This window comes from Phytohabitans aurantiacus (assembly GCF_027923225.1).
Taxonomy (GTDB): Bacteria; Actinomycetota; Actinomycetes; order Mycobacteriales; family Micromonosporaceae; genus Phytohabitans; species Phytohabitans aurantiacus.
In genome coordinates this window covers 16,717-42,490 of the sequence record NZ_BSDI01000020.1, presented here as the reverse complement: position 1 = coordinate 42,490, position 25,774 = coordinate 16,717, and the positions used below count along the sequence as shown (strand labels likewise).

General features: G+C 70.0%; 21 protein-coding genes. 4 read left to right on the top strand and 17 right to left on the bottom strand.

All coding sequences use genetic code 11. From position 1 onward, the window contains the following. Positions 1 to 51 precede the first annotated feature (51 nt). A complete protein-coding gene (locus QMG73_RS21585; protein ID WP_281898375.1) occupies positions 52 to 1,218 on the top strand; it encodes an acyl-CoA dehydrogenase family protein in 1,167 nt (388 codons plus the stop codon). Further along, positions 1,215 to 2,528 carry a 4-aminobutyrate--2-oxoglutarate transaminase gene (gene gabT, locus QMG73_RS21580; RefSeq protein ID WP_281898373.1) on the top strand — a complete coding sequence of 438 codons (1,314 nt, stop codon included), beginning with the start codon at positions 1,215 to 1,217 and terminating at the stop codon, positions 2,526 to 2,528. The genes QMG73_RS21585 and gabT overlap by 4 nt, the downstream gene beginning before the upstream one ends. A gap of 56 nt (positions 2,529 to 2,584) precedes the next feature. On the opposite strand, the gene QMG73_RS21575 is transcribed toward gabT, so the two are convergent. The 9 genes from QMG73_RS21575 to QMG73_RS21535 are packed head-to-tail and all read right to left on the bottom strand — an operon-like array spanning position 2,585 to position 12,231. After that, positions 2,585 to 3,646: a C45 family autoproteolytic acyltransferase/hydolase gene (locus tag QMG73_RS21575; RefSeq protein WP_281898372.1), complete on the bottom strand. Its 1,062-nt coding sequence runs from the start codon at positions 3,644 to 3,646 to the stop codon at positions 2,585 to 2,587. Beyond that, a complete protein-coding gene (locus QMG73_RS21570; RefSeq protein ID WP_281898370.1) occupies positions 3,643 to 4,275 on the bottom strand; it encodes an FMN-binding negative transcriptional regulator in 633 nt (210 codons plus the stop codon). The genes QMG73_RS21575 and QMG73_RS21570 overlap by 4 nt, the downstream gene beginning before the upstream one ends. Positions 4,276 to 4,278: 3 nt before the next feature. Continuing rightward, positions 4,279 to 5,262 (bottom strand): P1 family peptidase, encoded by a 984-nt coding sequence (locus tag QMG73_RS21565; RefSeq protein ID WP_281898369.1) that lies wholly within the window; start codon positions 5,260 to 5,262, stop codon positions 4,279 to 4,281. Then, the gene (locus tag QMG73_RS21560; protein WP_281898368.1) at positions 5,259 to 5,996 is read right to left on the bottom strand and encodes an ABC transporter ATP-binding protein; all 738 of its coding nucleotides are present in this window, start codon (positions 5,994 to 5,996) and stop codon (positions 5,259 to 5,261) included. Before QMG73_RS21560 ends, QMG73_RS21565 begins: the two co-directional genes overlap by 4 nt. After that, positions 5,993 to 6,943 carry an ABC transporter ATP-binding protein gene (locus QMG73_RS21555; RefSeq protein ID WP_281898367.1) on the bottom strand — a complete coding sequence of 317 codons (951 nt, stop codon included), beginning with the start codon at positions 6,941 to 6,943 and terminating at the stop codon, positions 5,993 to 5,995. Before QMG73_RS21555 ends, QMG73_RS21560 begins: the two co-directional genes overlap by 4 nt. Beyond that, positions 6,940 to 7,752: an ABC transporter permease gene (locus QMG73_RS21550; protein ID WP_281898366.1), complete on the bottom strand. Its 813-nt coding sequence runs from the start codon at positions 7,750 to 7,752 to the stop codon at positions 6,940 to 6,942. The genes QMG73_RS21555 and QMG73_RS21550 overlap by 4 nt, the downstream gene beginning before the upstream one ends. After that, complete coding sequence (locus QMG73_RS21545) at positions 7,749 to 8,687, bottom strand: ABC transporter permease (protein WP_281898364.1); 939 nt, start codon at positions 8,685 to 8,687, stop codon at positions 7,749 to 7,751. Before QMG73_RS21545 ends, QMG73_RS21550 begins: the two co-directional genes overlap by 4 nt. A gap of 3 nt (positions 8,688 to 8,690) precedes the next feature. Continuing rightward, positions 8,691 to 10,301 (bottom strand): ABC transporter substrate-binding protein, encoded by a 1,611-nt coding sequence (locus tag QMG73_RS21540; protein ID WP_281898363.1) that lies wholly within the window; start codon positions 10,299 to 10,301, stop codon positions 8,691 to 8,693. A 13-nt stretch (positions 10,302 to 10,314) separates the two neighbouring features. Continuing rightward, positions 10,315 to 12,231: a primary-amine oxidase gene (locus QMG73_RS21535; RefSeq protein WP_281898360.1), complete on the bottom strand. Its 1,917-nt coding sequence runs from the start codon at positions 12,229 to 12,231 to the stop codon at positions 10,315 to 10,317. A 114-nt stretch (positions 12,232 to 12,345) separates the two neighbouring features. On the opposite strand from QMG73_RS21535, the gene QMG73_RS21530 reads away from it, so the two are divergent. Next, positions 12,346 to 13,335: a LacI family DNA-binding transcriptional regulator gene (locus tag QMG73_RS21530; RefSeq protein ID WP_281898358.1), complete on the top strand. Its 990-nt coding sequence runs from the start codon at positions 12,346 to 12,348 to the stop codon at positions 13,333 to 13,335. A gap of 3 nt (positions 13,336 to 13,338) precedes the next feature. On the opposite strand, the gene QMG73_RS21525 is transcribed toward QMG73_RS21530, so the two are convergent. Next, positions 13,339 to 13,710 (bottom strand): hypothetical protein, encoded by a 372-nt coding sequence (locus QMG73_RS21525; RefSeq protein WP_281898356.1) that lies wholly within the window; start codon positions 13,708 to 13,710, stop codon positions 13,339 to 13,341. A gap of 265 nt (positions 13,711 to 13,975) precedes the next feature. Further along, on the bottom strand, positions 13,976 to 15,367 hold the full coding sequence (locus QMG73_RS21520) for an aminotransferase-like domain-containing protein (protein WP_281898354.1): 1,392 nt from the start codon (positions 15,365 to 15,367) through the stop codon (positions 13,976 to 13,978). A gap of 113 nt (positions 15,368 to 15,480) precedes the next feature. Between QMG73_RS21520 and QMG73_RS21515 the strand changes: the two genes are divergently transcribed. Next, entirely contained in the window at positions 15,481 to 16,407 is a 927-nt protein-coding gene (locus QMG73_RS21515; RefSeq protein ID WP_281898352.1) for a branched-chain amino acid transaminase, read from the top strand. 27 nt (positions 16,408 to 16,434) lie between these two features. Here the strand turns inward: QMG73_RS21515 and QMG73_RS21510 are convergent, their stop codons facing one another. The 6 genes from QMG73_RS21510 to QMG73_RS21485 form a co-directional block, all read right to left on the bottom strand. Further along, positions 16,435 to 18,483 carry a cellulose binding domain-containing protein gene (locus tag QMG73_RS21510; protein WP_281898351.1) on the bottom strand — a complete coding sequence of 683 codons (2,049 nt, stop codon included), beginning with the start codon at positions 18,481 to 18,483 and terminating at the stop codon, positions 16,435 to 16,437. Then, positions 18,480 to 19,796: an extracellular catalytic domain type 1 short-chain-length polyhydroxyalkanoate depolymerase gene (locus tag QMG73_RS21505; protein ID WP_281898349.1), complete on the bottom strand. Its 1,317-nt coding sequence runs from the start codon at positions 19,794 to 19,796 to the stop codon at positions 18,480 to 18,482. Before QMG73_RS21505 ends, QMG73_RS21510 begins: the two co-directional genes overlap by 4 nt. 890 nt (positions 19,797 to 20,686) lie before the next feature. Next, positions 20,687 to 22,144 (bottom strand): GTPase ObgE, encoded by a 1,458-nt coding sequence (obgE, locus tag QMG73_RS21500; RefSeq protein ID WP_281898347.1) that lies wholly within the window; start codon positions 22,142 to 22,144, stop codon positions 20,687 to 20,689. Positions 22,145 to 22,220: 76 nt separating this feature from the next. After that, positions 22,221 to 22,478, bottom strand: coding sequence for a 50S ribosomal protein L27 (gene rpmA, locus QMG73_RS21495; RefSeq protein ID WP_281898346.1), 258 nt, complete (start codon positions 22,476 to 22,478; stop codon positions 22,221 to 22,223). 11 nt (positions 22,479 to 22,489) lie between these two features. Then, positions 22,490 to 22,804 (bottom strand): 50S ribosomal protein L21, encoded by a 315-nt coding sequence (gene rplU, locus QMG73_RS21490; RefSeq protein ID WP_281898513.1) that lies wholly within the window; start codon positions 22,802 to 22,804, stop codon positions 22,490 to 22,492. A 273-nt stretch (positions 22,805 to 23,077) separates the two neighbouring features. Beyond that, positions 23,078 to 25,765: an Rne/Rng family ribonuclease gene (locus QMG73_RS21485; RefSeq protein WP_281898511.1), complete on the bottom strand. Its 2,688-nt coding sequence runs from the start codon at positions 25,763 to 25,765 to the stop codon at positions 23,078 to 23,080. Positions 25,766 to 25,774: the final 9 nt, after the last annotated feature.

Sequence of the window (25,774 nt, the reverse complement as noted above, 5' to 3'; positions counted from 1 at the left end):
CGGATAATCAATACTGGATCCAAAATCCAATCTATGCCAACCTGGTGCCTCATGAGAGTCCATCCCGCCGCCCTGTTCGGCTTCGATGACCTGCTCACCGACGAGGAGCGCGAGATCCGGCAGGTCGTCCGCCAGCTCTGCGACCGTGAGCTGCGGCCCAATGTGGCCCGGTGGTTCGAGGAGAGCCACATCCCCGCGCGCGAACTCGCCCGCCAGTTCGGCTCGATCGGCGTGCTGGGCATGCACCTTGACGGGTACGGCTGCGCGGGGCTGGGCGCCGTCGCATACGGGTTGGCCTGCCTCGAGATGGAGGCCGCCGACTCCGGACTGCGCAGCCTGGTGTCCGTGCAGGGCTCGCTCGCCATGTACGCGATCCGCGCCTTCGGCAGCGAGGACCAGAAGCAACAGTGGCTGCCGGGCATGGCCGCGGGAGAGCACATCGGTTGCTTCGGCCTCACCGAGCCCGACTTCGGCTCCGACCCCGCCGGCATGCGCACCACGGCCAAGCGGGACGGCGCCGACTGGGTCCTCGACGGTACGAAGATGTGGATTACCAATGGGTCCGTCGCCGACATCGCCGTCGTGTGGGCACGCACCGACGATGGCGTCCGGGGCTTCCTGGTACCGGCGGGCACGCGCGGCTATTCGACCCGGGACATCGGGCACAAGTTCTCGCTGCGGGCCAGCGTCACCAGCGAGCTGATCCTGGATGGCGTGCGGCTGCCCGCCGAAGCCATGCTGCCCGAGGCGCGCGGGCTCTCTGGGCCCCTGCGCTGCCTCGACGAGGCCCGGTTCGGCATCGTGTTCGGTGCGATGGGCGCGGCGCTCGACTGCCTCGAAACCACCATCGCGTACGCGGGCGAGCGGGAGGTGTTCGCCAAACCGCTGTCCGCGTACCAGCTCACGCAGGAGAAGCTCGCCGACATGGCGCTGGAGTTGGGCAAGGGACTGCTGCTGGCGCTGCACCTCGGGCGCCGCAAGGAAGCCGGCACGCTCGTCTCCGAGCAGGTCAGTGCCGGCAAGCTCAACAACGTACGGGAGGCGCTCGACATCGCCCGCAAGTGCCGCACGATCCTCGGTGCCAGTGGCATCACGCTGGAGTACCCGGTGATCCGGCACGCGGCCAACCTCGAATCCGTGCTGACGTACGAAGGGACCTCCGAAATCCACACGTTGGTACTGGGCCGCGCGCTCACCGGAATCCCGGCGTTCCGATGACAGTTCCTCAGATACGCCGTCTCGTCACCGACGTACCCGGGCCGCGCTCCAAGGAGCTGATGGCACGCCGTTCGCAGGCCGTATCCCGCTCGCTCGGCCACGTACTGCCCGTCTTCACCGCGGCTGCCGGCGGTGGCGTACTCGTCGACGTCGACGGCAACTCGTTCATCGACTTCGCGTCCGGCATCGCGGTCACGAGCGTGGGCAACGCCGCCCCGGCCGTGGTGTCGGCGATGGCGGCACAGGCGTCGCTCTTCACGCACACGTGCTTTCTGGTCACCCCGTACGAGGGATACGTCGAGGTGTGCGAGCGGCTGAACGCGCTCACCCCCGGCGACCACGAGAAGCGCTCGATCCTGCTGAACTCCGGCGCCGAAGCGGTTGAGAACGCGGTGAAGATAGCCCGCGTCCACACCGGGCGGGACGCGGTCGTCGTCTTCGACCACGCGTACCACGGCCGCACCAACCTGACGATGGCGATGACCGCCAAGCACAAGCCGTACAAGCACGGCTTCGGGCCGTTCGCCAGCGAGGTCTACCGGGTACCCATGTCGTATCCGTTCCGGGAGCCACTGTCCGGCACCGACGCCGCGCACCGCGCCATCGACGTGATACAGGCTCAGGTCGACGCGTCCAATGTGGCCTGTGTCGTACTGGAACCCATCCAGGGCGAGGGCGGCTTCGTCGTACCCGCGCCCGGGTTCCTGCCCGCGATCGCCGACTGGTGCCGCGCCAACGGCGTCGTGTTCGTGGCCGACGAGGTGCAGACCGGGTTCTGCCGCACCGGCGACTGGTTCGCCAGCGAGCACGAGTCGGTCGTACCCGACCTCGTCGTCACCGCCAAGGGCATGGCCGGCGGGCTCCCGCTCGGCGGCGTCACCGGTCGCGCCGAGATCATGGACGCGGTGCACGCCGGCGGTCTGGGCGGCACCTTCAGCGGCAACCCGATCGCCTGCGCCGCCGCGCTCGGCGCCATCCAAACCATGATCGACCTCAACCTGCCAGCCTCCGCCCGCCACATCGGCGACACGATGCTTCCGCGCCTGCGCGCCCTGCAGTCCCGCGTGCCAGCGATCGGCGACGTACGCGGCCGCGGCGCCATGGTCGCCATCGAGCTGGTCCGCTCCGGCACGTTGGAGCCCGACGCGGCGCTGGCGGCGGCCGTGTCCAAGGCCTGTCACGCCGAGGGCCTGCTGACCCTGACCGCCGGCACATACAACAACGTGTTGCGCTTCCTCCCCCCACTCGTCATCCCCGACGCTCTTTTGGACGAGGGCCTGTCCATCCTGGAGTCCGCCCTCCAGTCGTGATCAGGGCGTCCCTCAAGTCGTTAGAACACCTTGAGGGACGCCCTGATCACGGCGGGTTAGAAGTGTTGCCAGGTGTCGGGGGTCGCGGAGCAGGGGCCGCCGGGGTGCACGGACAACGTGGTGGTGGCGACGTCGAGCGCGATGGTGGCTACGGTTTCCCAGCGCTGGTCGAAGGGCAGGGCCGGATCGGCGTGGGCGCAGACCGGGGCGTCCGCTGGGCCGTGGCTCAGGAGGGCGCGGGCTCGTGCGGTCGGGTCTGCCGAGCCCAATCCGTCGGCGCGGTCGAGCAGGTGCTTCAGGCGGGCGTAGGTCAAGGGGCGCTCCACACCCAAGCGCTCGCCCATCGCCAAGCCTGGGTCCAGGAAGTGGTTGGTGTGCACCAGGAAACGATCGGCCGGCACGACCGCCACGCCGTCCGGGCAGAGTTCCAGCGTGGCGGCGGCGCCGCGGCAGACGACCGTGATCGCGGTGGACGCGGACACTCGTGCCGAGCGGGCAAGAGCCAGAGCTTCGTCCACTGTGGTTGCCTCGTCCAGGATGCGGCGGGCGACCAGGTGGACTGGTACGCCGATCGCGGCGTGGTCGGAGGCGTGCCGCAGGATGTTGAAGTGCACGCCCAGCCCGGCGCTGTTCACACCGATTTTGGCCAGCACGCCGAACTCGGTGAAGGTCCGCACCACGTGCCCGGGGCGGGGCTCGTACGCCCACAGCACCGGCACGTCGCGCAGGTGGTCGTGCCAGTCCCAGGTCTGCACGGTGCGGGGAGCACCGCCGCCCGGTGGCAGGACGACAGCTGTCGAGCACTCTCCCTCGCCGGTCACCCGCAAAGCGGCGAGGATCTCGGTTCGCGCGTTCACGGCCGCAACCTGCCACGGCGCGAGGCACGCGCCGCTGGCGATGCCCACCATCTCCGCGGCCAGATCGGGCGCCCACGCCTCGGTGGCCGCCAGCGCCTGCGAACCCCAGTCGCGTACCTGGGCGTCCGTGGCGCCGCCCGCGCGGAAGAGGGCGGCGTATCCATCGAAGGTCGCCGCCACGGACGACTGCCACCGGGCGCCGAACTCCAGGCCGCGCGAGCCCGGAGAGGTCTCGGTAGACGTGTGGGTCGGGATGCTCACGCGGGATCCACCCGGTCCATCAGGTCTGCCAACGGCGCGTTCTGGTAAGGCCCGTTGCGGAACGCGTCGCGGACGCGGCCACGGCGGTCGGCGTCGCCGTCCTGGCTGAGCTTGAAGAGGCTCCGCTCGGCGGTGACGTGTACACGAAAAGCCATCACTCCGGAGAGCAGCGAAGCGAAGCGGTCGCGGGACTTCGGGGTCGGGTGCCACTGTGGACTTAGCGGCGACTCAAGTGCTGTCACCGTGCGCTCGACCACGTCGAGAATGCCGGCTGAGTCGTCGATCAGCTCGACCCTGCCGGTGAGGTGCACGGCCGCGTAGTCCCAGGTGGGCACGGCGGGATCGGTGGCGTAGACGGTCGGCGACACGTATCCGTGTGGACCCGTGAAGACCGCCAGCACCTCGGGCGCGTCGGCGAAGTCGCGCCAGTGCGGGTTGACGCGCGCCATGTGCCCGAGCAGCGTCGCGCCCACAAAGGACGTTTCCACCGAGCCGTCCACGATGACCGGCACGTGGGTGGCGACCGGTGCGCCGCCCACGGCGGTCACCACCATCGCGAACGGGTGGGCGCGGACCAACTCGACGGCGTGCCTCGGGTCGCCGGTCGCGAAGCGGGGAAACTCGAACACGGCCTACTCCGCGCCGCTCAGGATCGCGTCCCAGGCCACCTCGGAGGCGAAAGCGCCGAGACCGGTGGGCTTCAGCCCGTCGAGGTCGGCCTCGTCGGTGGTCAGCGCGAAGAGTACGTCGCCGTCGTTTTCGGTGTGGAACGGCTGGATGCCACGGTGCATGGAGCTGTGCACCTGGCGCGCGAGCTGGTTGAGCTCGCGGTCGGTCAGGCGCGCGTTCGTCACCATGACGGTGAGCGTCGTATTGCCGTTCACGGGCTCGGGAAGCGACAAGGCGTAGTCCTCCACCGGATGCACCCGCGAACCCAGCGACGCGTGGTAGTTGCCGCGCACGATCGTGCCCGACCGGTCGACCACGACACCGACGGCGTTGAGCACGGTGGCCACCAGTACCTTGATGCCGCCGATCGACCGGAACGCCGCGCCCTGCCCGCCGTACTCGGCGCGCACGTTGTCGACCTTTCCGACAGTGGCGCTGCGCCCGGCACCGCAGCGGCCGACCGGGAACGCGCCCTCCACCGCGTTGCGCAGTGCCGCCCGGCCCAGCTCCGGATCGGGGTGGATCGCCGTCTCGCGGGAGGAGAAGTCGTACACCACCGCGCCCGACACGAGTTGCAGCTCGTCCCACTTGGTGCGGTTCTGGCGACGGGCCAGCAGTTCGGCGCTCACGCCCGCCGCGGCGGACAGCCCGTACACGGAACCACCCGCCAGGCAGATCGCGTGGTTGAACTCGTAGCCGCCCGTCATCCCCACCGCCCCACCACGCGCGTCGACCGCCGTCCGGGCACCCGCCGGCACATACACCACCGTGCAGCCGGTCGGGCCTTCGGTGTACTCGGCGGTGCCGACGAAGACGCCGGGAATGTCGAACGGCACGGCGGCCCGCCCGGGGCTGGGCCGCGGTGTGAGCGGCAGGTCACCGTTGGCCGGTACGTCCGGTGCGAAGGCCGACACGGGTGCCAGGCGAGGTTCAGGGACAGTACTCACAGTGCCTCCAGGAGCCGCTTCGAGTACTCGTGAGCGGGCGCGGTGTAGAAGGTCGCGGTATCGGCGGTCTCGACGACCTCGCCGCCGCGCATGACGGCGATCCGGTCGGCGATGTACCGCACGACGCCGAGGTCGTGGGAGATGAACAGCGCGCTGAAGCCGAACTCGCGCTGTAGGTCCTTGATGAGGTTGAGGATCTGGGCCTGCACGGACACGTCGAGCGCGCTGACCGCTTCGTCGAATACGAGGAACCGGGGCCGGGTCACCAGTGCCCGCGCGATGGAGACGCGCTGCCGCTGGCCGCCGGACAGCTCGTGCGGGTACCGGGTCGCAAGGCCGGCTTCGAGGCCGACCCGTTCCAGCATCTCGTGTACCCGGTCGGGTGCCTTCTCCCCCAGGACGGCGAGCGGCTCGGCGACGCTGGCACCGACCCGCATCCGCGGATTGAGTGACCAATGTGGATGCTGGAGCACAGCCTGCATGTGCCCGGCCAGCTCGCGCCTCCGCTTGGGGAACGGCTTGCCCTCGAAGCGCACCGCGCCGGCCGTAGGACGCTGGAGTCCCAGGGCGACCCGGCTGGCCGTCGTCTTGCCGGAGCCTGACTCGCCGACCAGCCCGAGCGTCTCGCCCTCGGCCACGTAAAGGGAGACGCCGCGCATCGCGTGCACATGCTCGCGCCGGAACGGCGGGCCCGCCGTGAAGGTGACGGTGACATTGTCGAGTTCCAGGATCATGACGCGGTCACCAGCTCGGTCGCGCGGTGGCAGAGCGCCTCCTGGGTACGGACCACGTGCAGTTCCGGCCGTTCCTTGGCGCACCGCTCCTCGGCGTACGGGCACCGCGGCTCGAACGCGCAGCCGTGTGACGCCTCGGCCAGTACCGGGGGCCGCCCGGGCACCGGCGATAGGCGATCACCGAGAGAGGCCATCGCGGGCGCCGATCGGGCGAGCGCGGCTGTGTACGGGTGCGCGGGCTGCCCCAGCACATCCGCCGCGGGACCGTCTTCGACCACCCGGCCGCCGTACATCACCGCGACCCGCGAGCACCGCCGGGCGACCGCGGTGAGGTCGTGACTCAGCCACACGATGCTGGTGCCGGCTTCGGCGGCCACGGAGAACACCACTTCCAGCACCTCCTCGCGCACCTGGGCGTCGAGCGCGGCGGTCGGCTCGTCGGCGATGAGCAGCCGCGGCTGGCACGCCATGGCGATGGCGAGCGCCACCCGCTGTGCCATGCCGCCGGAGAGCTGGTGCGGGTACATCCGGGCGACGCGCCCAGGGTTGGCGAGCCGCACCCGGTCCAGATGGGACAGTGGGTCCCCTTTGGACCCGAGTACCAGCTTCAACTGCTTGCCCACCCGCATGGTCGGGTCGAGCGAGGCGATCGGGTCCTGGAACACGAAACCGAGCCGCTCGCGCCGCAGGCGCCGGATCCCCGCGGGCGGCAGGTCGAACACCCGCTCGCCGGCGAGCCACACATCGCCGGTGACGCGGTTGGCGGTACTAGGAAGGAGCCTGCCGACGGCGGACCCGAGCGTGGATTTCCCAGATCCGCTCTCGCCCACGATGCCAATGGTTTCTCCGGCGGCGACCGTCAGGTCGGCGCCGTCGAGCGCGCGGACCCGGCGCTCGCCGCTGTCGTATTCGACGGCGAGGTCGCGTACTTCGAGCAAGGCGGTCATACCAGTGACCTCGCTTGTCTGGGTTCGAACCGGTCGCGGAGCCCGTCGCCGACCACGTTGATCGCCAGCACCGCGACCACGAAGACGACACCCGGGCCGGTGATCATCCAGGGTGCGGCGGTCATGTACGTGGTGCCCTGCTGGATCAGCACGCCGAGTGACGCCTGTGGCGGTTGCACCCCGAACCCGAGGAAGCTGAGTCCGCCCTCAACGGCGATGCCGACCGACAGCGCGTAGGTGACCTGTACCGCGATCGTGCCGGCGACGTTCGGCAGCAGGTGCCGGCCGAGGATGCGAGGCAGCCGTGCGCCGCTGATGATGGCGGCTGTGACGTAGTCGCGTTGCGCCACACCGACCGCCGCCGCCCGGACGAGCCGCGTCATCAACGGGATCGTCACGAGCACGATGCTGGCGAGCGCGGCGAGCTGGCCGGGACCGAAAACCGCCGCGACGAGGATGGCCAGCACGATGGCGGGGAACGAGTACAGCACCTCGACGAGGCGCATGATGAGTTCGTTGACGACGCCGCCGCGGTATCCGGCGACGATGCCGAGCACCGCGCTCAGGGCGGCGGTCACCAGCACCGCCACCGACGAAAGCAACAGCGTGGTGGCGATTCCCTCCATGATGCGCGGCAGCATCGAGCGCCCGAGGTTGTCGGTGCCGAGCCAGTAACCCGGTCCCGGCGGTGCCAGGCGCGGTCCGACGATCTCGTCGGGGTCACCCGCGAGGTTCACCACCGACGCGAGCGCGACCAGGACGATGAGCCCCAGACACACCATTCCGGCGCGCGTCAGCCAATCCTTCATGCGCGCCTTCCCTTCGACGTCACGCCCAGCCGCGGGTCGATGAGTCCAACGACCAGGTCGACCAGGAGGTTCAGCACGATGAAGACGGTGGCGGCCAGCAGCACACCGGCCTGTACGACGGCGTAGTCGCGCCGGCCGACGGCCTGGACCACATAGGACCCGATGCCGGGCAGGTTGAAGACGTACTCGACGATGAGCGCGCCACCGAGCAGGTACGCCGTGATGGTGGCCAGCAGAGTGACCACCGGGATCGCCGCGTTGCGCAGCACGTGGTGCCGGATGATGAACCACGGCGACTCACCGCGCGCCACGGCGGCGGTGACGTACGGCTCGACGAGCACACCCATGACCGCGTCACGCGTGGTGCGCGCGGTGATGGAGATGGCGAAGAACGACAGCACCAGCGACGGCAACACCAGCGAGCGCACGTTGTCGTATCCGCCCGCTGGCAACCCGAGCGCGTACCGGGAGAACAGGAACACCACGAGGCTGCCGAGCACGAACTCGGGAACGCTCACGCCTAGTCCACTGAGGAGCCGCCCGACAGCCGCACGCCTGGCCCGCACCGCGGTCAGCACACCGAGCGGCACGCCCACCAGCGTGGCTATCAGCACCGAGAAGAGGGTCAGCTGGCCGGTCACCGGCAGCCGTGCCCACAGCTCCGACACCACCGGCTCCCGGCTGATCATCGAGACGCCGAAGTCGCCCCGCGCCACGGCGGCCAGCCAGTGTCCGTACTGGACGAACACCGACTGGTCCAGCCCGTAGCGGTCAGCCAGCTCTGCCTTCTGGTCGGCGGTCGCGAACGGCCCGAGGATCGTCTCCGCGAAACCGCCCGGCATCATGCGCACGGCGGCGAAGATGAGAATCGAGACGCCAAGCAGCGTCGCGGCGGCGCTGACCGCCCGACCTAACCACCAGAGTGCGAGCCGCATGTGTCAGGCCGACTTCTTCCGGAAGTCGGCGATGAGCCGCAGTGCGTTGCCGTAGCCCTCGGTGGCGTAGAGGCCCACGCTGGCGGCGTCGGTGCGGTACGCCACTGTGGACGGCCGGGTCACCAGCGGCAGCATCTGAGCGTCCTCGTCCACCTTCGTGCAGACCTCCGCCAGGGCGGCCGTGCGCGCGTCGCCGGCGGGCAGCACGACCGCCTTGTCGATCGCCGAGCTGAGCGCCGGATCAGACTTCATGAAGCCCTTGTTGAACACGGCCACATCGGGGTTCCACCACTTGGTGACCATGCCCGCGTCGGCGTACCCGGCGAACCAGGACAGCGCCGCGTCGAAGGTGGCCGGCACCGCGCCGTACACCTTGCCGGCCCAGCTGGCCTCGTCCATCTGCTCGATCTTGACGGTGATGCCGACCTGCTCCAGGTTCTGCTGGATCACCTGGGCCACGGCGGGCGCCGGGGCGGTCGAGAAGATGCTGAGCGTGAACGTGAGGTTGGTCGCCCCGGCCTCAGCGAGGAGCTTCTTGGCCTCCTCGGCGCCAGCGGTCGCCGACGGGAGCCCGGCCGGGTCGCAGGCGCCAGGCAACCCGGTCGGTGTGACACCGGTCGGTTTGCCCTGGCCGCCGAGCGCCACGCTGGAAATCTGCTCGCGGTCCAGCGCGATGTTGATGGCCTTGCGCACCCGCGGGTCGGCGAACTTCGAGCCGCTCACCTGGGTGTTGAGCATCAGGTAGTAGAAGTCGGTGGTGGCCTGGCTGAGCACCTCGACTCCGCTGGCGCCGGCGAGCATCGACTTGGAGTCCACGTTCCCGAGCGTCGCGACGGACGCCTTGCCGCTCTGCAGCGACGCCACCCGGGCCGCCTCTTCGGTGGCGATGGTGACGTTGACGCCGTCGAGGCGGGGCTCACCGTCGGACCAGTACTTGTCGTTCTTGCCGAACGCCCACGACACGTCCTGCCGGTGACTGTCCACCTTGAACGGTCCGGTGCCGAGCATCGTCTTCGTGACGTCGACCGACTTTTCGTTGATCTCCTTCATCGGCAGTACGGCCGCGGGCACGTTGGCGAGCGCGGCGAGGAACGGGGTGTACGCCGTGGTCAGCTCCACGTCGACCGTCTTGTCGTCGACCTTGGTGACCGACTTGACCGGACCGAGCTGGCCGCGCCACACCGACTGCGAGGCGAGCAGCCGCTGCAGGCTCCCGACCACGTCGTCGGCTGTCATCGCCCGCCCGTTCGAGAAGAAGACGTCATCGCGCAGGCGGAAGACGTACTTGGTCGGCGACGGGTTCTCCCAGCTCGCCGCGAGCGCGGGCTGCACGGCGAAGTCGGGCCCGACCGTCACGAGCGTCTCGTACACCAGCGACATGAGCTGCCAGGAGGAAGCCACGTCGGCGAGCTGCGGATCGAGCCCGGTCGCCGCGCCGATGTCGATCGGCAGCTCCACGTCGAGCGTGCCGCCGGCGGGCAGCGAGTCGTCGACTGTCGCGACGTATCCCGCCTTGGCGGTGCTGCCGCCGGTCGTCGAGGTCTCTTGCGCGGAACACGCCGACGTCACCAGTACGGCCGCGGCTAGCGGGACGGCCAGCAATCTATGGCGCACGGAGCATCATCTCCTAGCAATGACAGTGATCTTCAGAAGTCGTCGGGGGGACGTCCAAGGTGGGGTTCCGGTCGAAGAAACCGACCGGCTTGAGGGTGAATCCGCAGGTGTCGACCGGCATGATCGGCCAGTCTTCGGGCCGGGGGAAATGCGTGAGCCCGAACGTGTGCCACAGGACGATGTCCTGCCCGTCGATGTCGCGGTCGGCGGCCGCGTACCGGGGCAGCCCGGCGCCGCCGGGGTGCTGGTTGACCAGGTCGCCGGCCGGGTACCGCTCGGCCGGGTCGTACCGGGTGACCCACAGGTGCCGGGTCGCGAAGGCGGCCCGCCGCCGGATCGAGGAGCCCTCGCCGGCCATCAGAGTCGGCTTGTCCTGCGGGAAGAGGGCGTACCCGACGGGCTGGCCGAACCGGTTTGGCACGGACGGGTTGACCACGTGCCAGGTGCGGTCGACGCTGCCGTCCGCGTCGCGCTGCCCTTCCGCCTCGGTGCGCAGCCGGGTGAACGCCTGCCCGAACGCGCTGCCGTACGGGTTGATCGGCCCGCGCGGGTAGCGCGCGACGTCGACCTCGTCGACCGCGTTGGTGGTGCCGTCGACCGTCATGTCCAGCCGGGCGCTGAAAATGTGCTGGTGGTACGGCGCGGCCAGGCCGGGCGCGACCTGTGAGGCGTATGGCACGGCCCGCTCGTCGTACACGCCGGTGAAGACGATGCCGGTGGCCTTGACCTCCAGCTCGATCGTGCCGTCCAGGTACAGGTACCAGTAGAAGCCGTAGTCGTAGTTGCCGACGGTGACGAAGAACGAGATGACGAGGCGGCGCTGGCGGCGGGTCTCGCGCGAGCCGTTGGCCGGGTCGGTGTGCTTCCACAGCACCCCGTAGTCCTCTTCGTGCATGCAGATCGCGTTGGGCAGCACGATGGGTTCACCGTTGTCGCCGGCGATGGTGGCGTCGAAGTAGGTGATGTCACCGACGCAGTCGCAGCCCAGTTCGAGCGCGTTGGCGAGCTTGCCGAGCTGGTACTCGCCGGTGTCGAAGTAGTTCTGCCAGAAGCGCACGGGGCTCGGGTCGGCGTACGGCACGACCATCTCGGCGACCGAGGCGCGGTACACGATCGGCCGGACCCGGCCACCGTCCTCGAACCCGATCTGGTGCAGTGTGAGCCCCTCGCGCATGTCGTACCCGAGCCGCAGGCTCCACTTTTCCCAGGTAACGAGGTTGCCGTCGACCTGGAAGCTGGGCCCTTCCGGTTGCGTGATCTGGATCGGCTTCTGGGTGGTGCGGTGCGGCCCGGACACCTCGGCGAGGTGGTAGTCGCCGGACTCCTCGGGGATCGGCAGTGCGCCGGTGTCCACGATCTCCAGCACCGCCTGCTTGGTCAGGTCGACGTACGCGACCAGGCCGTCGAGCGGGTACGCCCACGGCAGGCTCTCGGGTGCCGGCTGGCGGTGTGCCAGTACCCGGGCGATCCTCCGTCCTTGCTCGGCAGCCAGCTCGAAGTGGCCGGCGGTGAGCGCCGCGACGTACACCGTGCCCGGGTCTGTGATGCCGCGGCGCCGCAGGGCCGCGAGCCAGCCCTCGTCGGTCTCCAGCACCCGGCGGACCAGAGCGTGCTCCTCGGTGAGGAGCGGCACCTGGCCGTCGGTGGCGGGGTCGATCGGAGCGCGTACCTCGACCCGTTGGTCCGTGAGCGAGACGATCACATCTTCGGAAGCCTCGGTGGCGAGGTCGAGCAGGAACGCGCGCACCCGTCGAGCACAGGGCTGACCTGCGAGGACAGCCTCCTTGGGCGGCTCTTCGAGGCCGAGGTAGGCGACACGTGTGGAAGCTACCAGGACACCCTCGTCAGCCAAGATCTGCCGAGCGGCGAGGATCTCCTCCGCGCTCAGCGGGTCCAATGGGTGGGACCGGTCGCCGCCTACGAGAAACACCCCGAGCTCCCTCGCCGTCCGTGCCGGAACGTTCCGGCACCGTCAAGCTACTGGCCACCCGCAGGTAGGGCAAGGGGCGATACAGGGTTTTAACCCAGGGCTACCATCTGAGCCGTGCCCGCAGCCGAACCGGTTACCCTTCTCGCCGTCGCCCAGTTGGCCGGCGTGTCCAAGACGACCGCGTCCGACGCGCTGCGCGGCTCCGGCCGGGTGTCCGAGGAGACGCGCGCCCGCGTGCTGCGAATCGCGGAGGAGCTCGGATACGTGCCGAACGGCTCCGCCCAGCACCTGCGCAAGGCGAGCACCGGCGCGATCGGCCTGCACCTGCCCGCCGTGCTCACCCGGTCGAACTACTACATGTCGTTCGTGTTCGGCGTCGTCGAGAAGGCCGCCGACTTCAACTACGACGTCACGCTGATCACCTCGGGTGCGCCCAACCGGCGACCGCCTCGCGTCGACGGCCTCGTGCTCGGTGACCCGCTCGGGGGTGACCCGGTCGTCGACCGGCTCATGAACGCCGGCGTACCGACGGTGACCTGCGAACGCTTCCCCGGCGGCGCGCGGGCTGGCGGCGTGGTGCGCTCAGAGCACGCCACCGTCGTGGGCGACCTGCTCGATCACGTGCGGTCCGCGGGCGCGAGCAGGCCCGCGCTCATCGTCGCCGGCAACGAAAGCGACTGGGCCGCGGGTGTGCATCAGGGGTATCGCGAGTGGTGCGCCCGCAGTGGCGTGGCGCCGATGGTGCGGACCGTCGAGTTCGACACCTCGGGCGAGGAGCTGCATCTCGCGGCGCGTGACCTGCTCAAGTCCGAGCCAGAGCTGGACGCGCTGGTCTGCGCACCGGCCGGCGCCGCGACCGAGTTGCTCCCGGTGATCCGCGAATGTGGCCGCACCGTGGGCGCCGACCTCCTGCTGGCGTCCTGTGTAGACGGTCCGAGCATGCGCTCTGCCAACGTGACCGCCATCGACCTCCGCCCACGCGAGGCAGGCGCCGCGTGTGCCGAGCTGCTCTTCGACCTGTTGGACGGCGCGGCGGAGGAGGGCACTGAGCGCCTCCATGAAGTAGAACTCATCCGCCGCGCCTCAACCCTCAGCAAGCAGTAATCACTACACCGATACGTCGTCGTGGTCGGGCGCCACGCTCACACCCTGTGCCGCCAGCAGCGCACTCAAGGCCCGCTTCGTCCACCGCGCACCATCACTCAACTCGGCCACGTCACTCTTCAACCCAGCCACATCGCTCTTCAACACGGCCACGTCACCCTTCAACCCGGCCACGTCACTCTTCAACACGGCCACATCGCCACTCAACACAGCCACGTCACCGCTTACCGTGGCCAACTTGTTCTTCATCCAGGAAACGTCTTCGTGGATCTCCACCACGGTTGAGATCACCGCTGTGACGTCCTCATCCGCTCGCTGACTCCGCAATTCCACACCGCGCACGCGGGCTACCAGCTGAGCAAAGGTCGTTGTCAATTGTCCTCCTCGCATCGTCCCCGTACCGCCGCGATCTGACCGAGCGAGGCTACCGCGCTATTCATGGGCACACCTCCCCCAAACCAGAAAAGACTTCGAGCTACCGCGACGCCCGCCGCGCGCCATGCCCGTTGCTCCCGCGGCCTCACCCACCGCGTCCAGTCACGCTCACGATCTGGCGGGTTGTGTAGCCGCGAAGGGCGAGGCCGCGGGAGCAGCGGTATGGACCGCGGCGAGCGTCGCGGTAGCTCGGCATCTCTTTGAACTAGACCGGCAACCCCAGGCCCGGATCGATGGCGCCCGCGCTGGCATCGCGGGCGTGCCAGGCCGTCGCGAGCGCGACGACCGCGCGATCCAGCAGCTCCGGCGTCAGGGCGAAGCTGATGCGCACGTGGTCGCGGTAGGCGCGGTCGGGCGAGAAGAGCGGGCCGGGGGCCACCGCCACGCCATGCGCGCGGGCCAAGTCGGCGTAGCGTTCGGCGTCGGCGCCGGGCAGGCGCACCCACAGCGAGAGGCCGCCATCGGGTTGGCGCCACGTCCACTGTGGAAGAACGCGACGCAGCGCGGTGGACAGGTGGTCGCGCCGCCGAATCAGCTCCGCGGGCCACTCGTCCAATGTGGAATTCTCCAACGCCGCTGCCGCCATCCGCTGGCTGACGGTGCTGGTGGCGAGGTCGTTCTCCATCTTCAGCTCGGCGATCCGGGCGAGCAGCGCTGGTGCCGCGGCCACCCAGCCGACGCGCAGGCCACCCCAGAGCACTTTGGACAGTGAGCCGACCGTGATCGTGCCGTCCGGGTGCTCGCCGGCGTAAGAGGGCGGGACGGGCGCCCCATGTACCAGTTCGGCCAGAGCGCGGTCCTCGACCAGCAGCACGTCGTGCTCCCTCGCGATGCGGGCCACCTCCGCGACCCGCTCGGGCGCGGTCACGCGGCCGGTCGGGCTGTGCACCGCGATGAGGTACGCCGCGGCGGGCCGGTGCCGCGCGACGGCGGCCCGGAACGCGTCCGGATCGGGCCCGTGAGTGTCACACGCCACCGGTACCGGCTCGGCACCGCACCGCCGGATCACGGCGAGCGCGCCCGGATAGGTGGTCTCCTCGACCAGCACCGCGTCGCGCGGCCGGGCGAAACTGCGCAGGGCCAGGTCGATGCCGTGCTGCCCGCCGCTGGTGACGAGGAAGTCGCCGGCCACTCGTCCACGCAGCGCCGCTCGCAGCCGCGCGTCGCCCATCAGGTCGTACCCGTGCTGGCTCGGCGCCCGCAGCAGCTCGGCCGGGTCGAGGTCCGGCAGCCGGAGGAAGGACGGGTCCGGCACCGTCGACTTGGACATGTCGATCAGCAGAGCGTCGCGGCGCATCAGGTGCCCGATGTCGCTGATGGCCGGCGCCAGGAGGTACGTGCCGCTGCCGTGCCGCCGCTCGCAGAGCCCGGCGTCGACCAGCGCCCGGTACGCGGCGGCGACAGTACCCCGGCTCATCCCGACCGCGGATGCCAGCTCGCGCTCGGAGGGCAGCCGGGTACCGGCCGGGAGCGCGCCCGCCTCGGCGAGGTCGCGAACCGCCCCGGTCAGCCGCCGGCTGGGCGTCTCACCGCCGCCGCGCAGCCGGAGCCGGTCGCGCAGGAGCAGCGTGAGGTGGTCGTGGTCGGGGCTTCGCACGTGGACATTTTCCCGGTGTGTGGGCAATCGCTTGCGGGCCTCCCACCAGCTTGCCACCCTCTGAGCAAGTGGCCCAATTTCTTGTCGATTTTTGATCCACCTGGAGACGACTGATGGAACCCGCGAAGTTCATCTGGATGGACGGCGCGCTCGTCCCGTGGCACGAGGCGCGCGTCCACGTGCTCACTCACGGCCTGCATTACGGCACCGGCGTGCTGGAGGGTACCCGCGCCTACCCGACCCCGGACGGCCCCGCGATCTTCCGGCTCGACGACCACGTCGCCCGGCTCCTGCGCAGCGCCCGGATCATCGGGATGCCACTCCCGTACTCGCACGCCGACCTGCGCGCCGCGTCGCTGGAGCTGGTCGCCGCCAACGGGCACCGCTCCTGCTACCTGCGCCACGTCGCGTACTACGGGTACGGGGCGATGGGCATCGACGTGCGCTCCTGCCCGGTTGGTGTGTCGATAGCGAGCTGGGAGTGGAGCGCATACCTGGGCGAGGGCACCGACAACGGCATCCGCCTGATGGTCAGCTCCTGGCGCCGCAACGACCCCAACGTGGTGCCGCCCGCCGCCAAGGCCACCGGCCCGTACCTGAACTCGGTGCTCGCCCGCGCCGAGGCTGCCGCCGCCGGCTACGACGAGGCGGTGCTGCTCTCCCCCACGGGCCAGATCAGCGAGTGCAGCGGAGAGAACATCTTCCTGGTCCGCGACGGTGAGCTGGCGACGCCGCCGGCCAGCGCGGGCGCGCTCGAAGGCATCACCCAGGACACCGTGCGGCGGCTCGCCACCGACCTCGGCCTGCCGGTGCGCACTCGAACGCTGGTGCGCTCCGACCTGTATACGGCCGACGAGATCTTCATCTGTGGCACGGCCGCCGAGGTGATCCCGGTGCGGTCGGTCGACAACCGCGAGATCGGTGAGCCAGGCCCGGTGACCCGCAAACTGCAGGCCGCCTTCGCGGACGCGGTGCGCGGTGCGGATCCCCGCTACCGGGCCTGGCTCACTGTGATCAGGGCGTCCCTCAAGTCGTTCTAACGACTTGAGGGACGCCCTGATCACGGGTTACAGCGTGGTGCAGACGGTGCCGTTCAAGGTGAACGCGGTCGGTTGGATGTTGGGCCCCGAGTAGCCGCCCACGAAGCCGACGTTGATCGTGCCGCCGCCAGCGGCGAGATCCGCGTCGCTGGTCACCTTCACCGCGTTGCCGGTCTGCGACCAGTTCGCGTTCCAGCCACCGTTCATCGACTGCCACCCGGTCGGCCAGGTGAACCCGAAGGTCCAGCCGTCGATCGGGTACTGGCCGGTGTTGGTGACGTCGATGCTCGCCACGTACCCGCTGGCCCAGTCGGTGACGGTGGTCCAGCGCACGGTACATGTGCTCTGTGCCGGCGAGCCGGTGGTGACGGTCAGCGGCGGCGACGACCATGAAACGTTGCCGGCTGTGTCACGGGCGATCACGTTGACCGTGTACCGGCTGCCCGGCTGCAGGTTGTGCACCGTGAACGAGGTGCCCGGCGTCTCGCCCAGTTGCTCGCTGACCGCACCGTTCTGCCGGTGCACCTCGTACTTTGCCACCGGGTGAGCGCCCGCCGTCGCCGCCGGCCAGGAGATGGTCGCGGCCGTGTCGGTCACGTTGCTCGCTGCGGGCTGCCCCGGCGCGCCGGGTGCGCCAGCGACCGTCCGGGACGGCCGCAGCACGAGTGCGGTGAGCGAGTACGGCGGCAGCGTCTGGCTGGTGGCGGTGCCGGTCTGGGTACTGCTGACCGACGTGGCCCCGTTGGTGTGCGAGTAGACGGTCGGGGCACCCGCTGCCGGCGAGAAGCCCGTGTAGCCGAGAGCGACCGGGTACTCGTTGTCCGGATCCTTGTTGAGCAGCATGACGGCGAGGTCCCCGTTCGGCCGCCGCGCGGCGTACGCGGTGACCAGCGGCTGGTCGGTGGCGGTCTTGACGAACTGGTCGCCCGGCCGCACGAACGAGTTCACCAGCGACAGCCCGTGGTACGGCGCGAATGGCGTATTCAGGGCCGGCTCGCACACGCTGCCGTCGGCGTTGCAGCCGCCGCTGGAGAACATGCCGAAGTCACCGTAGTCGGTGTGCCCGGCCACAGTGGACACCGTGCCCATCCCGTTGTGCACGTTCCACCAGTGCACGGTGAAGACACCGCTCGCGAGCAGCCCCGCGTACGCGTCCGCGAGGTAGATCGCGCCCGGCTGGGTGTTCTGCCCGAAGCCAGCGTTGGTCTCCGTCATGCTGATGCCGATGCGCGACGAGTTCGGGCCGGCGTACTTGGCGATCATCTCGCGTACCAGGTAGACAGCGTCGACGATGTGCGCCGTCTTGCCCAGCGACTCGGCGGCGGTGCTGCCGCCCGGGTACCAGTGCAGGTCCACGAAGTCGATCTTTGGGCCGACGATCGACAGCACGGTCTGGTTCCAGGTCGCCGCGTCGCCGCTGCCGACGATCGCGTCCGGCCAGTTCGCCGGCATGGTGAGCACGGCGCCCACCTTGATGGTCGGGTCGACCGCCTTCATGGCGTCCACATAGTCCACGACAAGGTTGGCGTATCCGGTCGGACTCTTGTCGGCGTGGTTGTCGGCTTCCCAGTTCGCGCCGTAGTGACCGTTGCCGTAGTTCTCGTTGCCGATCGTCCAGTACTTCACGCCGTACCGCTTCGTCACGTTCGCGTACCGCACCCACCCGGCCGCCTCGGCGGCGGTGCCGGTGCCGTAGTTCGCGACGATCATCGGCTGGGCGCCGGTGCGCTGGACACCCGCCATGAACGTGTCAAAGTCGGTGTTCGGCGCGACGTACCCGCCCGGGGCGGTGTGGTCTTCCCAGTGGTAGATGTCGCTGTACGAGCCACCCGGGTAACGGCGCATGTCGACACCGGCTCCCTTGAGCAGGTCGGCGACCGCGTTGGTGCCCAGTTCCTGATCCCAGATCGCGTCGTTGATGCCGAGTGCCGTGTCGGGCACCGTGGCGAGGCCGGCGCGTGCGTTGACGGAGACCGTGACAGCATCGCCGGCGGCCGCGTGCGCGGCGGGCTGTGCGACACCGGTGAGCACACCGGTCGCGAGGAGCAGCGCCGCCAGAATGGGCTTGGTTCTCATGCGACCGCACATCCTGTTCCGTTGAGTGTGAAGGTTGTTGGCTTGCCACTGTTGCCGGTATGAGTGGCCTGGAAGCCGATGCCCACCGAGGCGTTCGGCGCGATGGTGCCGTTGTACGAGAGGTTGCTGGCGGTCACCGCTCCGCTGTTCGGGGCGTAGGTGGCATTCCAGCCGTTGGTGATTGTCTGTCCACTGGGGAGCGTGAAGCCGAGGCTCCAGCCGTTGACCGCGGTGGTGCCGGTGTTCGTGATTGTCACGCTGGCGGTCAGGCCGGTGTTCCACGCGTTGACGGCGTAGTTGATCCGGCAGTGACCTGCGGAGGGCGCCGGAGTGGTCGGAACCGGCACCGTAGGGCCTGGTGTGGTCGGAGCGGGCGTTGTGGGGCCCGGTGTGCTCGTGTCGAGGCCGAAGAAGCGGATCGCCTGTGTCGCGTCGACGGGAAGGTTGTGTCCGACACCCGCCATGCTGATCGCCTCGACCGGCGCCATCCCGCCCGAGCCGCCGTACCGGGTGCGCGTGTAACCCGACTGTGGCGTATCCGTGTACGTCGGTGTCTGGCTCAGCCCGTGCACGTTCGTCCACTGTTTGATCTGCTCAGCGAAGTTCCGGTAGTGCAGCCCCGTGTCTTCGGTGCCGTGCGAGGTCTGCATGCGCGGCCACGGCCCGGTGTATCCCGGATTGGCGTTGCGCACCAACGTGCCCCACTCCTGCGCCGTCTTGATGATCTGGCCGCTGGAGCATTCGCCGTTCCACTCCGAGCCGCCGGTCGTGGCGAAGCAGGTGTACGGCACGCCCGCGAAGGCCGAGCCCGCGTCGAACACATCCGGATACAAGGCGAGCAGGACGTTGGTCATCATCGCGCCGGACGACACACCGGTGGCGAAGATGCGGTTCGGGTCCGCGTTGTATCGCTGCTGCACGTAACTGACCATCGACGCGATGCCGACCGGGTCACTGCCACCACCGCGACGCAACGCCTGCTCGGTGTAGACGTCGAAGCAGGCACTGCTGCGGGTCACCGACGGGTAGATGACGATGAAGCCGTACCGGTCGGCGAGTTGGGCATACTGCGTGCCCGAGTAGAACGCCTGGCCGTTGCCGCCGCACCAGTGCACACCGACCACAATGGCCGGCCGGGGCGCGACGTTGTCCGGCACGTACAGGAACATGCGCAGGTTGCTGGGGTTCGCCCCGAACGCGGTAACTTCGGTCAACGTCGCGGCCGACGCGGGCGCCGCGAAGGTCAACGCCGCCGCCACGGTCAGCACCGCCGCCAGGAGCCCGGCGCACAGCAGTTTGATCTTCAATTTCATGGGTCTCGAGTCCTCCGGAACATGGCGCATCACGGGATGCCCGATCGGAAGCTGCCCATCCTCCGACCACGTCCGGCTCTCAGACAGTCGTAAGTATCGAACTGAAGCGCTTCGATGACAAGCGCCGTTCGGCTGAGTCGCGGCTCACCGCCGACCCAGTTCAAGAAATCCCGCGCTACCGCGACGTACGTCGGGCGCTATACCGTCGCTCCCGCAGCCTCACCCACCGCGTCCCCGACTTCGCCGGCCGCCCCTCAAGATCCCAACAACATCCCGTTTCTTGTCCCCTCGGCAACGCCCGGAGGCCGCAAAATCAGGGAAACTGCTGCCACGAACGCAGCTGCGGGGCGCGGGTCGTGTGGCCGCGGAGGGCGAGGCCGCAGGAGCAACGGCCGCACACGCGACGCACGTCGCGGCAGCCCAAGTCTCAACCCTGACCCGAGCGCAACCAGGTGGGCCCCCCGGCGGCACGCCGTGGCGCCGTGGCGCCGTGGCGCCGTGGCGCCGTGGCGCCGGCGAGCATCGCCGATCAAGGGCATTCGCGTCGATCAAGGGCAAAAACACGCGGAAAAGAGATCCAACCACGTGTGTTCGCCCTTGATCGGCGCAACTGGCGTGGCGACACGCCGTACCACGCGCGCCGCGTGGCGCCTCCGCGCGGATCGGAGATCCAACCACGTGCGTTCGCCCTTGATCGGCGGCGGAGGGTAGGGGGCGGCGCGGCGCCGTCCGCCGCGCGGACCGCCGCACGGGTCAGTGCAGGGACCGGCGCAGCGGCGCGGACCGCTGCAGGGGGCAACGCGGTGTCGCAGGGCCGGTGCAGCGACGCACGGACCGGCGCGCGGACGGCGCGACGGCGCGCGGGTCACCGCAGCGGCCGGCGCGGCCGGCTAGTCGGGGTCCTCGTCGTCGTCTGGGACGAGGTCGTCCAGGTCGTCGTCGGGCTGTAGGCCCAGCAGGCGGGGCCGGCGGGCCTTGCGGGCGGCCAGGCGCTCGGCGGCTGTGGCCCGTCCGGACTTCTCCTCCAGGCGGATGTCGGTGCCGCGCGGCCCGGAGACGTACTCCCCAGCCGTCGGGTGCCAGTCGAACTCGCGCTCGCCGATCCGCACCAGGTCTCCCGGCTCGGCGCCAGCCTTCGCGAGCGCCTCCTCGACACCAAGCCGCTCCAGCCGATCGGCGAGGAAGCCGACCGCCTCGTCGTTGTCGAAGTTGGTCTGGCGCACCCAGCGCTCCGGCCGCGGCCCGCGCACCACGTACACGCCGTCTTCCTCGGCGACCGTGAAGCCGGCGTCGTCGACCGCGGGAGGCCGGATCACGATGCGGGTGGCCTCAGGCGGCGGCGCCAGGACGCGTGCCTCTTCCACGCGCGCCGCCAAGGCGTAGGTCAGCTCGCGCAGGCCCTCACGCGTGGCGGTGCTGACCTCGAACACTGCCAACCCGCGCGCTTCGATGTCGGGGCGGACGATGTCGGCGAGGTCGCGGCCGTCCGGTACGTCCATCTTGTTGAGGACCACCAGGCGGGGGCGGTCGGCCAGCCCGCCGTACTCGGCCAGTTCAGCCTCGATCGCGTCGATGTCGGCCAGCGGGTCGCGGCCGGGCTCCATCGTGGCGGTGTCGACGACGTGCACGAGTACCGCGCACCGCTCGATGTGGCGCAGGAACTCCAGCCCGAGCCCCTTGCCCTTCGCCGCGCCGGGGATGAGACCCGGCACGTCGGCGATCGTGAACGTGTGGTCGTCGACGCGCACGACGCCCAGGTTGGGCACGAGCGTGGTGAACGGGTAGTCGGCGATCTTCGGCTTGGCGGCCGACAGTACAGCGATCAAGGACGACTTCCCGGCCGACGGGAACCCGACCAGGCCGACATCGGCGACGCTCTTGAGCTCCAGGATGACGTCGCGGCGCTCACCCGGCTCGCCCAGCTCCGCGAAGCCGGGCGCCTTACGCTTGGTGTTCGCCAGCGAGGCGTTGCCGCGACCACCGCGACCACCGCGGGCGATCTCGATCGTCGTGCCGGCGCCGACCAGGTCCGCGAGCACCTCACCGGTCTCGGTGTGTACCACGGTGCCGTCCGGCACCTTCAGGACCAGGTCGCCACCGTTGGCGCCGTCGCGGTTGGAGCCCTGCCCACCCTTGCCGCTGTCGGCCTTGATGTGCGGGCGGAAGTGGAAGTCGAGCAGGGTGTGGACCTGCGGGTCGACGACCAGCGTGACGCTGCCGCCATGGCCGCCGTTGCCGCCGTCTGGCCCACCGAACGGCTTGAACTTCTCGCGGTGGATGGAGACACAACCGTGCCCGCCGTCACCCGCCTGGAGGTGCAGCACGACACGGTCGACGAACGTCGCCACGTCCCCATCCTCTCGTACTAAGACAGCGAAACGGGCCGGGACACCAGGTCCACGGCCCGCTTCGTAGGTCTGGTTGCTAGGCCTGCGCCGGCACGATGTTGACGACCTTGCGGCCGCGCTTGGTGCCGAACTGCACCGAGCCGTCGGACAGCGCGAACAGCGTGTCGTCGCTGCCACGCCCGACGAGGTCGCCCGGGTGGAACTTGGTGCCACGCTGCCGGATCAGGATCTCGCCGGCGCTGACGACCTGCCCGCCGAACCGCTTGACGCCGAGGCGCTTTGCCCCGGAGTCGCGGCCGTTGCGCGAGCTGGAAGCACCCTTCTTGTGAGCCATTCTCTGGTCGCCTACTTCCCGGTGGAGATGCCGGTCACCTTGACCTGGGTCAGCGGCTGGCGGTGACCCTGGCGCTTGTGGTAGCCGGTCTTGTTCTTGAACTTGTGGATCCGGATCTTGGGGCCCTTGGTGTGCGCGGCGATCTCGCCGGACACCGAAACCTCGGCCAGCTTGGCCGCATCGGTGACGAGGTCTTCACCGTCGACGAGGAGCACCGCCGCGAGCGTCACCGCGTCGCCGGGCTCGCCGACGAGCTTCTCGACCTCGATCACGTCGCCCTCGGCGACCTTGTACTGCTTGCCGCCGGTCTTGACGATCGCGTACATCGGACGCGTACTCCTAGTCATTTGGTGGGCACACTAAAAGCGGGCACACGAAAATGCGCCGCAGGCAAGACTACGCCATAGTGCTGGCGAAACCCAAATTGAGTCATGGGGCGCACAGCCTGCCCGCTGGCGGTGTGTGCCGCGGCACACACCGCGTCACTGTTTCCACCAGCGGGGGCCACGACCACACCCGAGGGCGAAGCCGACGGAGAACCGAGGGCTGGCTCGTGCAGCCAGCCGCCAGCGCGACCGGCCCCACGAGCAGCACCCATCTCATCGCGGGCGGCGGCGCCGGGACCGGCGGCGACCACCCGCACCCGCGGGCTCGTCGTCGTCATCGTCGAGAGCGTCGGGGTCGTCGGCGCCGGCGAGGCGCAGGGACTCCGAGGCGTCAGCGGCGACACCGTTCGCCAGCCCGTTGGCGCCACCCTCCTCCGGGAGGTCGGCGGACTCGTACGCGTTCTCGTAACGCGACAGGTCGTACCCCATCGTGTCGTCGTCATCGTCAGCGGCGACCGTGGCCGGCACCGAGGGCATGATCTCGCCGGACACGGCGGGCGCGGACGTGGCCTTGCGCCCCCGACGCCGCGACGACGTGCTCTGCGCCGTAGCCGACTCGGTCTTGGCCGCCGCGGCGACCGCCTTGACCTTGTCGCCCGCGCCGGAGGCCGAGCCGGAACCGCCACCGGAGCCGCCGCCCGAAGACGCCGCGCCCGAGGACCGCCCTGCCACCGGCTCGGTGTGGATGGTCAGGCCGCGCCCCTTGCAGTGCTCGCAGGTCTCGCTGAACGCCTCCAGCAGCCCCGCACCGATCCGCTTTCGCGTCATCTGGACGAGGCCGAGCGAGGTGATCTCGGTGACCTGGTGCTTGGTGCGGTCGCGCCCGAGGCACTCGGTGAGCCGCCGCAGCACCAGCTCGCGGTTCGACTCGAGCACCATGTCGATGAAGTCGATCACCACGATGCCGCCGAGGTCGCGCAGCCGGAGCTGGCGCACGATCTCCTCGGCCGCTTCGAGGTTGTTGCGGGTGACGGTCTCTTCGAGGTTGCCGCCCGCACCGGTGTACTTACCGGTGTTGACGTCGACCACGGTCATCGCCTCGGTGCGGTCGATGACGAGGTGACCGCCCGAGGGCAGGAAGACCTTGCGGTCGAGCCCCTTGAGGATCTGCTCGTCGATCCGCTTCTCGGCGAACACGTCGACCGCGCCAGCGTGCCGCCGCAGCCGCGCCACCAGGTCCGGCGAGACGTGCGCCAGGTACGACTCGACCATGTCGTAGGCGGCGTCGCCCTGCACGACCAGCTCGCGGAAGTCTTCGTTGAACAGGTCGCGGACGACCCGGATGACCAGGTCGGGCTCCTCGTAGAGGAGCGCCGGCGCGCCACCCTCGGCGGCCCGGGCCTGGATGTCCTCCCACTGCGCCTGCAGCCGCTTGACGTCGCGGGCCAGCTCGTCTTCGCTGGCACCCTCGGCGGCGGTGCGCACGATCACGCCCGCGCCGTCCGGTACCAGCTTCTTCAGCACGTCACGCAGCCGCTTGCGCTCGTTGTCGGGCAGCTTGCGGCTGATGCCCGAGGCGTTGCCGTGCGGCACGTAGACGAGGTGCCGGCCGGAGAGCGCGATGTGGCTGGTCAGCCGGGCGCCCTTGTGGCCGATCGGGTCCTTGGTGACCTGCACCAGCACCGAGTCGCCGGACTTGAGCGCGTGCTCGATCGAGCGCGCCCGCCCTTCGAGCCCGCTGGTGTCCCAGTTGACCTCGCCGGCGTAGAGCACCGCGTTGCGGCCCCGCCCCACGTCGACGAACGCCGCCTCCATGCTGGGCAGCACGTTCTGCACCTTGCCGAGGTAGACGTTGCCGGCCATGGTGCCCGCCGACGCCCTGGTCACGTAGTGCTCGACCAGCACGCCGTCTTCGAGCACGGCGATCTGGGTGCGGTCGCCGCGCTGGCGTACGACCATCACCCTGTCGACGGCCTCGCGCCGCGCCAGGAACTCGGACTCGGTCAGGATCGGCGGCCTGGTCCGGCGCTGCTCGCGGCCGTCGCGGCGGCGCTGGCGCTTGGCCTCCAGCCGCGTCGAGCCGGACACGCCCTGCACCTCGTCGGAGCCGCGCCGCGGCTCCCTGATCTTGACGACCGTCGGCACGCCGTCGTCGTCGCCGGCCTCGCCCTCGTCGCTGCCCTTACGCCGGCGCCGGCGGCGCCGCCGGGTCAGCGTCTCGCCGTCGTCGCCCTCGGCCTCGTCGGACTCGGCCTCCGCGGCCTCCTCCTCGTCGGCGTCCTCGTCAGCCGGGCCCTTGCCGCGACCGCGCCCGCGGCGCCCGCGGCGGCGCCTGCGTCGGCCAGCGGCATCGTCGTCGTCATCGCCGTCGTCCTCGTCCGCCTCGTCGACGGCCTCCTCGACCTCCGCCGCGGTGCTCTCCTCGGGAGGCTCCGGCGCCGCTTCCACGGCTTCAGCTGTACGCCGTCCGCGCCGCCGCCTGCGAGATGCCTGATCCTGCTCGGCGGGCTCCTCCGCGGCTGGCTCGCTCACCGCCACCGGCGTCACCGGCTTGGGGGTGGGTGCTTCCTCGGGCTCGGGCGCCATGAAAAGCACCGTCGGGGTGAACAGGGCCGCCTTGCGGCGCGCGCTGGCCGACTCCTCTTCCACCACCGGGACATCCAGGGTGTCCGCGGCCGCCTCGATCACCGGCGGTGGCTCTTCGGTGACCTCGGGGGCGACCGCCTTCTTGCGCCGGGTGCGGGTCGCCTTTACGGGCGCGTCCCCCTCGACCGGTGGCGTGCTCGCAGCCGTGCGGCGGCGCCGGGTTGGGGCGGGCGTGTCCTCAGCGACCGTTTCGACCGGCTCAACCGCTTTGCGCCTCGTACGGGTGCGCTTGACCGGTGTGGTGCTATCTGCGGCGGTATCGCCGGCCGGCTCGGAGCCGGTCCGGTCACCGCCCTCTGGCTCGTTGTCGAGCATGGGCGTTCT

What these genes read in the sequence shown, in the direction of transcription:
- QMG73_RS21585 (WP_281898375.1), top strand. Translation starts at nt 52, where the DNA reads ATGAGAGTCCATCCCGCCGCCCTGTTCGGCTTCGATGACCTGCTCACC.
- gabT (WP_281898373.1), top strand. Translation starts at nt 1,215, where the DNA reads ATGACAGTTCCTCAGATACGCCGTCTCGTCACCGACGTACCCGGGCCG.
- QMG73_RS21560 (WP_281898368.1), bottom strand. Translation starts at nt 5,996, where the DNA reads ATGATCCTGGAACTCGACAATGTCACCGTCACCTTCACGGCGGGCCCG.
- QMG73_RS21555 (WP_281898367.1), bottom strand. Translation starts at nt 6,943, where the DNA reads ATGACCGCCTTGCTCGAAGTACGCGACCTCGCCGTCGAATACGACAGC.
- QMG73_RS21550 (WP_281898366.1), bottom strand. Translation starts at nt 7,752, where the DNA reads ATGAAGGATTGGCTGACGCGCGCCGGAATGGTGTGTCTGGGGCTCATC.
- QMG73_RS21545 (WP_281898364.1), bottom strand. Translation starts at nt 8,687, where the DNA reads ATGCGGCTCGCACTCTGGTGGTTAGGTCGGGCGGTCAGCGCCGCCGCG.
- QMG73_RS21515 (WP_281898352.1), top strand. Translation starts at nt 15,481, where the DNA reads ATGGAACCCGCGAAGTTCATCTGGATGGACGGCGCGCTCGTCCCGTGG.
- QMG73_RS21510 (WP_281898351.1), bottom strand. Translation starts at nt 18,483, where the DNA reads ATGAGAACCAAGCCCATTCTGGCGGCGCTGCTCCTCGCGACCGGTGTG.
- QMG73_RS21505 (WP_281898349.1), bottom strand. Translation starts at nt 19,796, where the DNA reads ATGAAATTGAAGATCAAACTGCTGTGCGCCGGGCTCCTGGCGGCGGTG.
- rpmA (WP_281898346.1), bottom strand. Translation starts at nt 22,478, where the DNA reads ATGGCTCACAAGAAGGGTGCTTCCAGCTCGCGCAACGGCCGCGACTCC.
- rplU (WP_281898513.1), bottom strand. Translation starts at nt 22,804, where the DNA reads ATGTACGCGATCGTCAAGACCGGCGGCAAGCAGTACAAGGTCGCCGAG.
- QMG73_RS21485 (WP_281898511.1), bottom strand. Translation starts at nt 25,765, where the DNA reads ATGCTCGACAACGAGCCAGAGGGCGGTGACCGGACCGGCTCCGAGCCG.